Origin of the sequence: Floridaenema flaviceps BLCC-F50, from assembly GCF_041929275.2 — a bacterium.
Taxonomy (GTDB): Bacteria; Cyanobacteriota; Cyanobacteriia; order Cyanobacteriales; family Aerosakkonemataceae; genus Floridanema; species Floridanema flaviceps.
The window spans coordinates 568,010-582,228 of the sequence record NZ_JBHFNR020000001.1 but is presented as its reverse complement, the minus strand read 5'-3'; the positions used below and the strand labels follow the sequence as shown (position 1 = coordinate 582,228).

The 14,219-nt window shown below is 40.2% G+C and carries 9 protein-coding genes, 1 pseudogene and 1 riboswitch; of the genes and pseudogenes, 6 read left to right on the top strand and 4 right to left on the bottom strand.

Annotated elements, in window-relative coordinates; genetic code table 11:
- Positions 1–156: 156 nt before the first annotated feature.
- Together ACE1CI_RS02685 and ACE1CI_RS02680 are read right to left on the bottom strand one after the other, a co-directional pair.
- Positions 157–846, bottom strand: a complete 690-nt coding sequence (locus ACE1CI_RS02685; protein ID WP_496615205.1) for an FCD domain-containing protein — start codon at positions 844–846, stop codon at positions 157–159.
- A 58-nt stretch (positions 847–904) separates the two neighbouring features.
- Positions 905–2,191: an RNA-guided endonuclease InsQ/TnpB family protein gene (locus ACE1CI_RS02680; protein WP_413263919.1), complete on the bottom strand. Its 1,287-nt coding sequence runs from the start codon at positions 2,189–2,191 to the stop codon at positions 905–907.
- 576 nt (positions 2,192–2,767) lie between these two features.
- On the opposite strand from ACE1CI_RS02680, the gene ACE1CI_RS02675 reads away from it, so the two are divergent.
- The 5 genes and pseudogenes from ACE1CI_RS02675 to ACE1CI_RS02655 all read left to right on the top strand — a co-directional run bounded on the left by ACE1CI_RS02675 (position 2,768) and on the right by ACE1CI_RS02655 (position 9,138).
- Positions 2,768–3,961 carry an ABC transporter ATP-binding protein gene (locus ACE1CI_RS02675; RefSeq protein WP_413263918.1) on the top strand — a complete coding sequence of 398 codons (1,194 nt, stop codon included), beginning with the start codon at positions 2,768–2,770 and terminating at the stop codon, positions 3,959–3,961.
- 138 nt (positions 3,962–4,099) lie between these two features.
- Positions 4,100–5,384, top strand: a pseudogene (locus tag ACE1CI_RS02670) (ABC transporter substrate-binding protein).
- A gap of 307 nt (positions 5,385–5,691) precedes the next feature.
- Complete coding sequence (locus ACE1CI_RS02665) at positions 5,692–7,374, top strand: iron uptake porin (protein ID WP_413263916.1); 1,683 nt, start codon at positions 5,692–5,694, stop codon at positions 7,372–7,374.
- Between the two features lie 24 nt (positions 7,375–7,398).
- Positions 7,399–8,304 carry an ABC transporter permease gene (locus ACE1CI_RS02660; RefSeq protein WP_413263915.1) on the top strand — a complete coding sequence of 302 codons (906 nt, stop codon included), beginning with the start codon at positions 7,399–7,401 and terminating at the stop codon, positions 8,302–8,304.
- Between the two features lie 3 nt (positions 8,305–8,307).
- Entirely contained in the window at positions 8,308–9,138 is an 831-nt protein-coding gene (locus ACE1CI_RS02655; RefSeq protein WP_413263914.1) for an ABC transporter permease, read from the top strand.
- 294 nt (positions 9,139–9,432) lie between these two features.
- On the opposite strand, the gene ACE1CI_RS02650 is transcribed toward ACE1CI_RS02655, so the two are convergent.
- Both ACE1CI_RS02650 and ACE1CI_RS02645 read right to left on the bottom strand, forming a co-directional pair.
- Positions 9,433–9,858 carry a hypothetical protein gene (locus tag ACE1CI_RS02650; protein ID WP_413263913.1) on the bottom strand — a complete coding sequence of 142 codons (426 nt, stop codon included), beginning with the start codon at positions 9,856–9,858 and terminating at the stop codon, positions 9,433–9,435.
- Between the two features lie 32 nt (positions 9,859–9,890).
- A riboswitch (Glutamine riboswitch) is annotated at positions 9,891–9,975 on the bottom strand.
- A gap of 309 nt (positions 9,976–10,284) precedes the next feature.
- Positions 10,285–11,370, bottom strand: coding sequence for an EAL domain-containing protein (locus tag ACE1CI_RS02645; protein WP_413267068.1), 1,086 nt, complete (start codon positions 11,368–11,370; stop codon positions 10,285–10,287).
- A gap of 792 nt (positions 11,371–12,162) precedes the next feature.
- On the opposite strand from ACE1CI_RS02645, the gene ACE1CI_RS02640 reads away from it, so the two are divergent.
- Positions 12,163–14,043, top strand: a complete 1,881-nt coding sequence (locus ACE1CI_RS02640) for an ATP-binding protein (RefSeq protein WP_496615204.1) — start codon at positions 12,163–12,165, stop codon at positions 14,041–14,043.
- The last annotated feature ends 176 nt before the right edge of the window (positions 14,044–14,219 follow it).

Genomic DNA, 14,219 nt, shown 5'->3' with positions numbered 1-14,219 from the left:
ATATTTCCAGCTACAGCAAATGAAGCATACACTTAGTGGAATGGTGCGTTACGTTAAAACTAACGCACCCTACGGATAGAGGCTTTGCGTCAGTGGAATGGTGCGTTACGTTAAAACTAACGCACCCTACGGATAGAGGCTTTGCGTCAGTCCTGTTCACGATAATGATGGGGTTCTAGATTTTAAAATGTCTACCAGACTTGCTGTTTGATTGAGCGCGGCGCGGGCATTGAGTCCAGCTTCGATACCATCTAAATGACGCATGGCAGCTGCAACCGCTGCGTCCGCATCCCTAGATGCAATGTCATCTAAAATTTCGCTATGTTCGTCTTTAGTGCAAATCGGCATATTTCGCACTTCGTAGAAGAATGCCAATGAAGTTAGTGGAACTAACTCTTTGAGAAATCTGCCTAAATACTTGTTCGTGCAAAAATCTGCTAATTGGATATGAAATTGTGCAGACAACCGGGTGAGTCGAGGTAGATCTTGCTGTTCGCAGGCAACTCTTTCTTCTGCGACCAAAGTCCGCAGTGCAGAGATCTGCTTTTTTGTAATGGTTTTGGTCACATCACGCACGATCGCCGCTTCCGTCAATCGCCATGCCTCATAGATCTGTTTAGCTTCTGCTAGTGAAAGACTGGCAACAAAAGCTCCGCGATTTGGTTCGAGTTTGATTAAGCGATCGTGAGACAAGCGCATTAACACCTGACGAATAATTGTCCGGCTGACTCCATAATGCTCTGCCAGCAAATTTTCCCCTAATTTAGTCTCTGGAGGCAAGCGACGTTCCAAAATTGCATTATAAAGCTCGGTGTAGATAAAATCCTCCGTTGGTTTTGGTTTCATCTGTGTTTGTATGGGTTGCCGAGCAGTTTGCATAGTAGTTGATTGACATACTCCCCCGTCAAGCGTTGCTGTGACGGGGGATTCTCCCGGAGTCGCCTACCGGAATTACTGGCTCAATGAAACGGCTTAAATCTTCAACATCTCTGTTGAAGACCAAGAGGCCGGATTCTCCCCAGTCGTTTGGGTCGGTTTCTGTTTGCCCAACAGTACCGTTGAGATATTCTCCCAAGTATTTCAACCCTTTTTTAAGAATGTTTATTGCTGCGTTCAAGTCACGATCTAAAACTGTTTTGCAATGGGGGCATTGGTGAGTTCTAGTACTCAAAGACTTATAGACTTTCGCCCCACAAACAGAGCAATCAATAGTCGTGAATTGTGGCGGTACAGCGATGCAGGTTATCTTATGAATCTTGGCGAAGTAATTCACCCATTGCGTGAATTGATACCAAGAAGCATCGCTAATGCTTTTCGCCAACTTGTGATTCTTTACCAAATTAGACACCTTCAAGGCTTCGTAGACTACCAAATCGTGAGATTGGACTAACGCCAGAGCATCCTTGATGCTTCTGTCCTTACGTTGTCGAGAAACTTTTAGGTGTAATAAGGCAACTTTTTGTCGTTGCAAGTGATAGTTATTTGATTGTTTATTACCTCTTCTATGACGCTTGGATAGCCGACGCTGGGCTTTTCTCAAACGCTTTTCTGTTTGACGGAGGAAGCGAGGATTTTCTACTGTATTTCCTTTGGAATCAGTGTAAAACTCCTTAAGTCCTAAGTCAATTCCCACTACAGAACCAGTGAATTCGTGCTTCTCTTCCCGCTCATAGTCAATTACGAATTGACAATAATAACCATCAGCACGTCTAACTACCCTTAACCGCTTAATCTGCTGTTCCGAATAGTAAACAATAGTTTTCTGGCTGCACCATAAATCAAATGTTCCCGCCTTAAATCCATCAGTAAAGGTGATTTGTTTTCTATCATCAGAAAGCTTGTAACCAGTAGTTTTGTACTCCACCGATCTACTGAACTTCTTGAATTTAGGAAATCCTTTCTTTTTAATTGATGAATCCCGACAGTTAGCAGAAAACCGAGCAATGGAATTCCATGCTCGGTCTGCGCTTGATTGTCGTGCTTGTGAGTTTAATTTGTTTACCCAAGGGGTTGTAGAGTCTTTTGCTAAAATGGCACAAAGTTTCTGCAAATCATTGCGCGTAGTCCCTTTGTTGTCCATCCAATACCGGACGCATTTGTTTCTCACAAATTGCGCTGTTCTGATAGTTTCTTCTAGCTTTTGGTATTGTTCTGGACTACCGTTTTTTAGCTTAGCTTCTACAACCAGCATCTATTTATCCTCGACCTTGGATTAGCTTTAGTTTAACACGCTTTACCCATAGATGGTAGAATTAAATCGTTGCTTCGCTTCTCTCGTTAATTGGTCGGATTTCATCCCCCGCTAAGCTGCGCTCTCCACGGGGGCATTCATCCGACATTTTTAGGTAACAACACGATATTTTGTATTTACAACTTTAGATAGATGCAGACTTTTAATTAAATGTGCATTTTTATCCATTTCTAAAATTTCCTTCCTAAAATTCGCCCTTAAAATTCTCTGAGTGTAACAAGCAATACATTTTTTTGAAAAAACATTGTGTACAAGATTTGTATACAATTTTGCTTCGATTTTAGCACGCAAATTTTGTATCACAAATATCAGCAGAGGTACTTTATAGCATTTATTAATAATTCAATGCACATCGTCAAATCGCAGCTTTTAGGATAAAACACCTTTATTTTCTATTACTGGGCTGAGTGTGTTGCGGGCGAGGAGTTCTAAAAGCGCAGCACTCAGGAATTCAATTCCACCTTAGTCCACACAAGTTTTATTTTGCCATCAATACCGGATTTGTAAGGAGAAATCATGACAATTGGAACCGGAAAACGAACCAATAGGGGAATTTTAACTGCCCAACAAACTGATATTCAACAGGCTCTAGCAGAAGCTGCTGCTGGTGTGTCGTTGCGATCGGTAACGAAGAAATACGGTGCAGTAACGGCAGTTGAGCACATCACCTTCGATATTCCAGCCGGAAACTATTGCTGCTTGTTAGGGCCTAGTGGTTGTGGTAAAACAACATTGTTGAGAATGATTGCTGGACACGAAGAAATCAGCGGTGGAGATATTTTGATTGGCGATCGACGGGTCAATGACTTACCAGCCGCCAAACGCAACACCTCGATGATGTTCCAGAGTTATGCTTTGTTTCCCCATAAAACCATTTGGGAAAACGTAGAATTTGGCTTAAAGATGCGGAACGTACCGTTAGAAGAACGGCGAAGTCGTGTGGGCGAAATCTTAGAAATGGTAGGACTGAGCCATACAGCCGATCGCAAACCCACTCAACTGAGCGGTGGACAGCAACAGCGAATTGCACTAGCAAGAGCATTAGTTACCCGTCCGCAAGTATTGATGCTTGATGAACCACTCAGCGCTTTAGATGAAAACCTGCGAGTGCGGATGCGAACCGAACTTCGTAAGATTCAAAAGCAGTTTGGCATGACTTTTATTCAAGTTACGCACCACGTTGAGGAAGCGTTCTCGCTATCCGATCGCGTGGTAGTAATGACACATGGAAAAGTCGATCAAATTGCTACACCAGAAGAACTGTTCGATCGCCCAGGTTCTCAATTCGTTGCCAAATTTATGGGCGACAATAACATCTTTACAGGTAAGGTGTTAAACGTTGTCCAAGACGCAAATCTTGACCTAATTCAGCTAGAAGTTGAAGGAATTGGAGCTATATACAGCCGAGGCTACGGAACTCCTATAGGTTCTCAAGCAGCTTGCTCTGTACGTCCCGACTTAATGCAAGTTACCGCTCACTCTCCTAGTATCTCTGTTAAATCTTCCTTGGCAGCTAATCAGGTGGTTGCCCGAATTACAGCGATCGAAATGACTGGATATGTCACGCGAGTTTCCCTAATGACTGAAGCAACCGGACAAGAACTTCTTTATAAAGCTCGAACAACTGATTGGAATAGCAATGACTTGCAGGAAGGACAGTTAGTTGTCCTGAGTTGGTCAAAAGACGATTGTGTGTTTTTACCACATTAACTTTCTAAAGAAGTCGATCGACTCATCCCGAATCATCTGTGTACATCTGTCTTTATCTGTGGATATCTGCGGTTAAAAACTCAGATTTCAAACCTTTGCCAAAGATCTGAAAATTCAGAACTTAATAAAACAAAAACTATGTCCAAAATCAGTCGGCGCAACTTCGTTAGAGGTGGGCTAGCGGCTGGGGCTACGATCGCAGCTGCTAGTTGCAATCCTAACCGAGGCCCAACCATCATTACCAATAAAATCAAAGATGTCACTCTTCGCCTGATGGGAACAGGTGCGGCTCAAATTAATGATATTAAAGCTCAAGCAGAAAAAGACCTGGGCTTTAAGATCAGAATGCGGGCGCTCAGTACAGCTGAGAACATTCAAATTGCGATTACCCAACCCAAACAGTACGACATTTATGATGGAGAGTTTTTCAGCTTACCATTAGTAATTCCTTCGGGAAACCTGCAAGCGATCGACATTCGTAAAATCAAAAAATTTAACAAAATCACCCCCATTTTTACCACTGGAGAACTTTATCCCGGTGCCAGAGTTAACACTTCACAGGGAACAGCCCCCCGAAAAGTGATGTTTGTCAAAGGGCGAGATTCGATAGAGTTTGCCAGCAATCCAACAGATTGGGCAACAATGATTCCATTCCAATTCAATGCTGATACATTGGGTTATCGTCCCGATTTAGTCAGCAGAAAAATTGAATCATGGGCAGAATTGTTTAACCCAGAGTTTCGCGGCAAAACATCAATTCTTGACATTCCTTCCATTGGCATTATGGATGCAGCGATGGTGATGGAAGCACAAGGATTGATGAAATTTGGCGATAAGGGCAACATGACTCGTGAAGAACTCGATAAAGTGACAAATATCTTGATTGAGCAGAAAAGAGCGGGTCAGTTTCGCGCATTTTGGAAGACATTTGATGAATCAGTTAACTTCATGTCTTCTGGAGAAGTGGTGTTGCAATCGATGTGGTCTCCTGCTGTAACCGCAGTGAAAGCCAGAGGGTTAAAGTGCGTCTATGCTCCCTTGAAAGAAGGGTATCGCGGCTGGGGTGGAGGTTTGGGATTATCCAAAAATCTCTCTGGAATCGAATTAGATGCGGCTTATGAATATCTCAACTGGGTATTAGAAGGTTGGGTAGGTGGATTTCTCTCGCGCCAGGGTTACTACAGTGCGGCACCGGAAAATGCCAGAAGATACATGAAACCGGAGGAGTGGGATTTCTGGTACGAAGGGAAACCCAGCTGCGATCGATATGATCGATCCGTTTGGTAAAAAGATTGAATCTCAAGGTGCCGTGCGGGATGGGGGTTCGTTTAACGATCGCATGGGTAATGTCGCTTGTTGGAACTCCTTTATGCCCGAGCAAGTATATCTTGTGTACAAATGGACAGAGTTTATTGTCGCATAGGGAGCTCTGGGGGCAGAGGGGCAGAGGGGCAGGGGGGCAGAGGGGCAGAGGGGCAGGGGGGCAGAGGGGACAAGGGGACTCTTGGGAAATTTCTGAACTTAAAACTCTCCAAACTTTCCCTAACTCAAAACTCTCTCTAGGGCGGGTTTTGTTGTTAACTCTTCTGCTGTGACTACAGACTTATCTGCTCTCACCCGCCCCTACAACTTAAAACTCAAAACTTTTCAGTGGTGTGAGGAATTGAATGATGTTGAATTTGCTCAGGCAATGCCTGGGGAAAGGCTTTGTTGTACCTTTTTTCCTAATAATGGCTGTTTCATCTGTATGTGCTACTGAAATTACTAGGAACGATCGCAAATCAGCGATCGATTCTTCAGTTATTGCTTGGGAAAATACTGAACAAGAAGGCACTTTATCAGAGCGAATAACTGCGATTTCTGAACTTGAAACAAACCCACTTGATGACTTACAAGAGCAAGTAACCTCTGTTTCTCAGTTAACAGATGTACAGCCAACAGATTGGGCGTTTCAAGCATTGCAATCTTTAGTTGAACGCTATGGTTGCATTGAAGGATATCCTGATAAAACTTATCGTGGCAATCGTGCCATGACAAGATATGAATTCGCCGCCGGATTAAATGCTTGCTTGGATAGAATTCAAGAACTCATTGCTGCCGCAAATCCTAATCTTGTCAGCCAAGAAGACTTAGAGGTTTTACGGCGATTGCAAGAAAACTTTGCCGCAGAACTGGCAAATTTACGCGGTCGAGTAGATGCGTTAGAAGCTCGAACTACGACAGTAGAAAGGCAACAGTTTTCCACTACCACTAAACTGACTGGACACGCTGTTTTTGCCTTAGTAAATGTATTTGGAGACAAAAAAGCAATAGGTTCTGGTGCGGGAATTCTACCACCAACACCAGGGGAATTTGGTACCCCTAATAGAGCTAAACCTTCTCCTCTCGTCCCTGAAGATGTTGATGACAATTTAATCTTTACAGATCGAATACGTCTGATTCTCACTAGCAGTTTCACAGGAAAAGATAAGCTGATTATGCGTTTGCAGGCAGGTAATACTCCCGCGCTGGGTGGGGCTACTGGAACTGCAATGTCTAGGTTGGCTTTTACTTCTCCTAGCGACAATAGAGTTTCCATCAACCAGTTAGAGTATCGTTTTCCGTTAGGCGATCGCGGTACATTTTTTCTGGAAGCCTTTGGGTTTTTGGATTTATTTGTCCCAACTCTACATCCTCTTGATGGTGATTACGATACTGTTCTCACCGGATTTGCTCTACGGAGTCCAATTTACTTTCCTAGCGGTGTCACAGGTGCAGGTTTTAATTACAACATTACCGATGCAATTAACATTGGTGGTGGTTATCTGGCAGGTACACCAACAGCAAACGATCCAACTAGGGGATTATTTAATGGCCCTTACGGTGCATTAGGGCAAATTACTATCAAACCCTTCGATAAATTCGCAGTCGCTTTTACTTATTTGCACTCCTACGATGATGGCAGTGGGAATGCTCCACCAGGAGGTTTTTTTGGTAGCGAAAACTCTGCTTTTCCCTTTGGGCCTTTCCCTACTACAACCAACGGATACGGTATTGAAGCACAGTATAAATTCAGCCAGAATTTTATTTTAAGTGGCTGGTACTACTTCGCAAAGGCGAAAGCAGAAAGCGGATTTGGTAGGGGATCGGATGCTACGATTCAAGCTTGGGCAGCTGCTTTAGCATTTCCAGATTTGTTCAAAAAAGGTAGCTTAGGTGGCATTGTAGTGGGAATGCCTTCTAAAGTTACAGAAAATGATGTGAAAGGTTTTGAAGATCCAGACACTTCGATTATGGTTGATGCGTTTTACAAGTTTCAAATTACCGACAATATTGGCATTACACCGGGCATTATAGTCATCACTAGCCCGGAACATAATAGCTCGAATGACACAGTTTTTGTTGGTGTTATTCGTACCAATTTTAATTTCTGATGTTGCTTAATCAGGATATTCATTATGGCAGTTACTCAACTCCCTAGTTCGGAAAATCGATCGCGCACTCCCAAGTCAATCAACTGGAAAACACTCCAGCCTTATTTACTTTCAGCACCGCAAACCCTTGTGTTCTTGCTGTTTTTGGTGATTCCCATTGCCGCGATCGTTGTAGTTAGTTTTTGGAATTTCAATGGCTTTGCCATGTCTCCCGGATTCACTTTAAACAACTATCTGGGAATTTTTACATCCAAAGTCTATTTAGCAACTTATCTAAATACGCTGAAGTTTGCGTTTTTAGTTTGGTTAGTGTGTTTGTTAATTAGCTATCCAGTTGCTTATTTCTTGTCCTTCCACATCAAAAATCCCAAATGGCAAACGATTTGGTTTTTAATTTGCACCGTTCCCTTTCTCACTTCTAACATTATTCGGATGATTTCTTGGATTCCTTTTTTGGGACGGGAAGGCTTAATTAACCAAGCTTTGATGGGAATAGGATTGACTAAACAACCAATTGAAGTTTTTCTGTTTTCCGATTTTTCTGTAGTGCTGGCAATGGTGCATCTTTACGCTTTATTTATGGTGGCACCAATTTTTAATAGCATGATTCGGATCGATCGCAATCTCGTTTCCGCTGCCGAAGATGCAGGAGCCTCACCTTTCCAAATTCAAAAAGAAATTATTCTGCCATTATCAGCACCAGGAATTGCTATAGGTTCCATTTTTGTGGTGACTTTGGTAATGGGTGAATTTGCCACAATGCGAATTATGAGCGGTGGGAAGTCTTCTTCTGTGGGCTATTTAATTAAAAACCAATTAGATAGTTTGCAATACCCATTAGCAGCAGCAAATGCTGTAGTTCTCTTAATAATAACGCTGATGATTGTGTTTGCAATCCTACGTGCTGTTGATATTCGCAAGGAACTTTAAATCATGACCCAAAAGAAAAAGAAACCTCTGTCTTATTATCTGTTAGCTGGCTTTTTTGGACTGTTTGTGCTGTTTTTGTATGGCCCAATGTTTGCCGTTTTTCTGCTGTCTCTTCAAGGGCCAGAAGGTCAGTTAACCTTCCCAATGCGAGGATTTAGTTTCTATTGGCTGGGTGCGGTTTTTGGCGAACAGCGAGTAGGAAACTTTGTCGAGGCGTTTTGGCGATCGTTCAGTTTAGGATTAATCGTCATGGTGTTGACGGTTGTCTTCAGCGTTATGGCAGGATTGGCATTCCGCCGTCGTTTCACTGGCTCAAATCTAATTTTTTACCTGACCATATCTAGTTTAATTGTGCCTAGTATTCTAGTTTCATTGGGAATAGGAATTGTATTTGGTTTGGTAGGACTTGATAACCAATGGTATTCCTCTGCGCTAGCAGGACATTTAACCTGGACATTACCTTTTGCATTTTTAATTATGCTCGGTATTTTCGGTCGTTTTAATCCTGCTTATGAAGAAGCAGCGCGTGATTTAGGTGCCAGTGAAACAACTACTTTCTGGCAGATTGTCTTTCCCTTAATTGCTTCTAGTGTTGTGGGAGTTGGTCTGCTTGGCTTTACTTTATCTTACGACGAATTTACTCGTACATCACTAATTTCTGGAGAAACAAATACTCTGCCTTTGGAAATCTTTGGCATGACTACTAATGTAACTTCTCCGACTTTATATGCTTTGGGTACTATTACCACAATCTTTTCGTTTCTATTGATTGGGGTAGCTTTGTTTGCTATTCAATACCTTTCCAACCGTCAAAGCAAGCCGAAACAAGGATAAAACTAAACTTGTCATACAGAGGCAGAACATCTAAATGTAGGGGTAATTTATGAATTACCTCTACATTTAAATAACTCAAGTTGCTAGTTATAAGTCTGGCTGTTTCTTAGCCCCCCTTATTAAGGGGGGTTGGGGGGATCAAAACCTAGTAATCACAGCGTTAGATCCCCCCTAACCCCCCTTACTCAAGGGGGGAACTCCGAAATAATTAATAACTAGCAACTTGCGTTAAATGTTGTCCTGTTCCACTTAAATGAATTAGCCCTGCTCTACCTCCCTACCTGCTTTCTTGCATTAGTAATAGAGGCGTTCTTCAAGCCAAATTTGAACTTCTTCCTCAGATTCTAAAAAAATTTCCTCCCTTGTCAAAGGGTCGTAGGCACACCAGAAAACTTCTCCTCGATCGTCGCTCAACTGGCGGATTATAGGTTCAGGAGAGGTGGGAAAGCTGTTATTAAAAATGGGTTGATTTAGGAACAGCCAAACAGTAGATGCAGTTGTAGCCCAATTTCTATTTTTATGCTCAGTTCCATTGAGAAACCAGCATTTTTCTAAATGCTCAACTTGTCGTTCTAGTGAAAAGTTGTCAATAATTTTGTTAACCAGCGATCGCCAACCTTTAGTTAATCGAATTACAAATGCTGAGTTCCTCGCTTGAGGTTCTGTTACTGTATCAGGAATCAGTTCTAAGTTCCTATAAATATGCCACTGAATGTTCATCACAGACGCTCCATCGCATTTTCACAACATGAAGCGCGTTCCTTCGGGGAATTCCCTACTTCCGTCCCATTCTTCAAACTTCATGCTAAATAGTTTCTCAGAAATAGGATGAACGTTTATTTCTGTATTTATTGTTACATAATTTCTCCTACAACGGCAACTTTATTGTCGCTTTCCTAAAACAAAGGCGGGCAAGATGCCCACCCCACAAGATTTTCAGCTTTCTTGTGGGGTGGGCATCTTGCCCGCCCCATTGATAGATAACTATTTTCACTTTATTTATTTGCACCTACTTACTATCAATAGACATCGACAAAAAACCTTGTAGAGACGTTATATATAACGTCTCTACAAGGTTTTTTGTCGATGTACCTTTTATTTTTGGAGATGCTAAAGGTTTTTTAATTAAACGCTCCTCGACTTTAATCAGGTGAGTACGTCAAATAATGGAGTGTTTGTTACTGGTGGACTTTGGGGTTTGGCAATTAAAAAACCTTGAATAAAAGTAGCTTTGTGTTCCTGTGCCCAATGTAATTCCTCTAAAGTTTCTATCCCTTCAGCAATTGTTTTAATTTGCAAATGTTGAGCGATTTCTAATAATTTTTTAGTGATTACTGCTTTTTGGGGGTTGCGATCGATATTAGAAATTAAATCTCTGTCTAACTTAATAAAATCAGGGGACAATGCGCTAATTAAATTTAAGTTAGAATATCCTGTGCCAAAATCATCTAAGGCAATCTTAAAACCTGCATCCTGGTAAAATTTCAGAATTTTAATTAAATGTTTAATATCTGGTGGTTGTTCTGATTCCATCACTTCAAAAACTACGCGATCGTGAGGAATACCTGCCTCATTAATTGCCCGTACAGTCATGCGTAAACAGGTAGTTGGATCGTAAACTGCGGTAGGCGAGAAATTAATAAAAATCAACTGTTCAATCCCATGTTGATTAGCTTCGCGAATCGCAATTTGTCGCGCAAAAGCATCTAACTTGAACACTAAACCTGCATCATAAGCATGAGAAAAAATTCGACCCGGACTAATTAAATTTCCTTGTTCGTCAATTCCCCGAAGTAATGCTTCTTGGGCAAAAATCCGCGATGTATCTTCAGCATATACGAGCGGTTGAAAATGACAAGTTAAACGCTCAGATGCTAATACATCTAATAACCACTCCGCCTTGTTCAAACTAATAAAATTATGTAGCGAAGTCACACGAGAAAAATCCCTAAATTGCGGTTCTCTTGTCCCGGAAATCCATAAAGCTTGTGTTTCTCTTAATTCTTTATTGGTTAGTTTAGTCGTTAGTACATTAATTAATTCTTCATTTTTAGGATCAAAATATACTTGACAACCTTCATTATCTTCGAGAAGTTGATAACTCTGGTTGATTTGATCTAAAGCTGAAATTACCTTGCTTGTAGTGTGTCCTACAGGAAACCACAAATATAGCGTTCCTTCACCCTCAATTTTGTTTGGTATGGTTTCACAACGAGTACAATTTGGCAGCATAACTTTTAACCAATCTAGTGCAATGAGTTAGCTATCGAAATATTTTATCTTAACAAAATTTATTCTAGTTATTTTTTAGACACATCTATCTTACGAAGTACGAATATTTTTGTAAGAGTTATCACATATTAATTTAACACTTAATCAAGTTTTTTCTTAATTATAAAATGTTGCTGTTAATAAATTAATTATATAATCTTATAGGATTCGGGGAATTGTTTTTATTATTACAAACAAAAGACTTTGATATGGTTTGGGAATAGCTGTAAAGTCTTTCCCTGTAAAGGGTTGAGTATTCATCCCCTCTCATTGTTGAGGTAATTTTTTTCAATATCTATCTAAAGGTAGATATATATAATGGATATAATTTAGTTTAATAAATATTAAGTTTTAATTTACTTTTGGAGCTTTAGTAAAAAATGTGTAAAGGCGATCGAGGAATATTTAAAGGTTCTGTAAAAAAGAGCTTTTAATTCGCTCAGATAGCTTTTATTTGTAAAAAGAGTTACAGGATAATATCTATCTGTGGTCAAATGCAATTATATTTGAGCCGTGTTTTAATTTAATTAATTAAATTAGTTTTTAAATTTTTAGATGAGAAGAACGTTAATTTTTAACTGAATTAATTGTTCAAAGTTATTCCTCATCCATCGGAAAAGTAAGTCAATGATAGCTAAACATCCAACTATTGTTACGTCTTCGCATCATCAAGCATCGTCTGAAAGTAAAGAGGCAAATCTACTAACGCCTGCAAATATTTCTTATACAACTCCCAGGAAACCACAAGTTTCAATGAATAATACAGTGGGATTAATTTATCAATTTCTGCTGCGTAAAGATGGTTCCCTGAGTTTCTTGATTCTCAGTCCAAGCTTTCAAGAATTCTTCGAGATGGAATCAGCAGAGATGGAATTAGATACGGATATTCTGCTCTCCATGATTCATCCTGACGAGCAAGAAGATTTTTACGACTCTATATTCAAATCTGCCAAAAAATTGCAGTCGTGGAGGTGGGCAGGACGGTTTATTTTACCCACAGGAAGAGTGAAATGGATTCAATGGGATGCTCAACCTTCATTACAGGGTAACGGCAATATTTTTTGGAATGGGTTGTTAGTTGATATCACCAGTCAGCAGCAATTAAATAACGAAGTTAAAAGGCTTTCTTTTTTATTTGGTTTAACTGAACGCTTGCAAAGTACTACTGATGTCAAAGAAATTGCTCAGTTTGCACTCAATTATTTAGTGCAATCTAGTAATTGCACTTTCGGCGATATCAAAGAAATTGTTACTCAGGAAAAAAACTATCAAGCTTATCCTTTAACTAATTATATTTCTGCTGAACTTATAGCCACTTATGGTGAACCGATAATGGCAGAAATGGAAGCAGCTTTACGTAGGGGAATTCCTAAAGGTAAAGGATTACTTTGGCAAGTTGTAGAAACAGGGAAACCCTTATTTATTGAAGATTATGCCAGCCATCCTGATGCTATTCCCGAATTTTGTCATCCAGCAGTTCGGGCTATTGGTATTTTTCCAATTCCAGCAATAGATGGTAGCGTCATCGGTGTAATTACTTTATCATCGCATAATTTTCAAAATATTCAAGGCGCTCATCAACAAGAATTACTCATAGCAGCTTGTCGAATTTTGGGAACGCGCTTGGAAAAAGCAAAAGATCAAGAAAGATTGGCGCGTGCCAATGCAGATTTAGAATTAACTTCTCAGAATTTGCGACAGCAAACAGAGCAATTGAAGCAAAGTTTATCTGAACTCAAACAAGCTCAAGTTTTATTAGTTCAAAATGAAAAAATGTCTAGCTTGGGGCAAATGGTTGCTGGAATTGCCCATGAAATTAACAATCCGATAAGTTTTATCCAAGGCAATATTACTTATGCCAAGCAATATTTTGACAATCTTTTATCTCTGGTACAAGCTTATCAACAGCATTACCCAGAACCAGTACCAGAAGTACAATTAGCCATAGAAGAAACTGAGTTAAATTTTTTGTCTCAAGACTTGCCAAAGCTAATAAATTCTATGGAAATAGGGGCGCAGCGAATTAACGAAATAATCCTTTCTTTGCGGAAATTTTCTCGTTTAGATGAAGCGGAAATGAAGTTAGTAGATATTCATGAAGGCATTGACAATACACTACTAATTTTAAATAATCGATTGCGATCGCACTCCAGTCAGCCCGGAATTCAAGTAATCAAAGAATACGGAGATTTACCAATGGTTGAGTGTTACGCCGGACAACTTAATCAGGTATTTATGAATATCATTGGTAATGCGATCGATGCTCTAGAAGAACAGACAAATCAAGGCGTTGAAGAACAAAAAAATAGTGCAAAATATGCCCATTGTCATTACGCATTACCAGCAAATCAGCAATTACCAACCATTTACATTCGCACTGAATTAATTAAAAATTCTCAGGTTCAGATTCAAATTTTAGATAATGGCCCAGGTATACCACAATCCTTACAATCACGGATTTTTGACCCATTTTTCACTACTAAAACTGTAGGTAAGGGAACAGGTTTAGGATTATCAATTTCCCATCAGGTGATTAAAGATCATGGAGGTAAATTGAAGTGTATTTCTGCACCTAGACAGGGTACAGAGTTTATCATAGAGATTCCTTTGCAACAAAAAGCTAATTCTGCATAATCAAAACTTCCTCTTATTTGTAGCCTTTTGCCCTCAGCCTTTCTTTGGTAACTAAGAGTGCTATCTCCCGCCTTCATTTTTGCTAAGATAAATTTTCTTTTCTATTGAGCAGATGCCTTGGGAATGACGTACTATTAGAAGGCATATTCTGCGGTTTTAGTTAAGGGTAGGGGCGA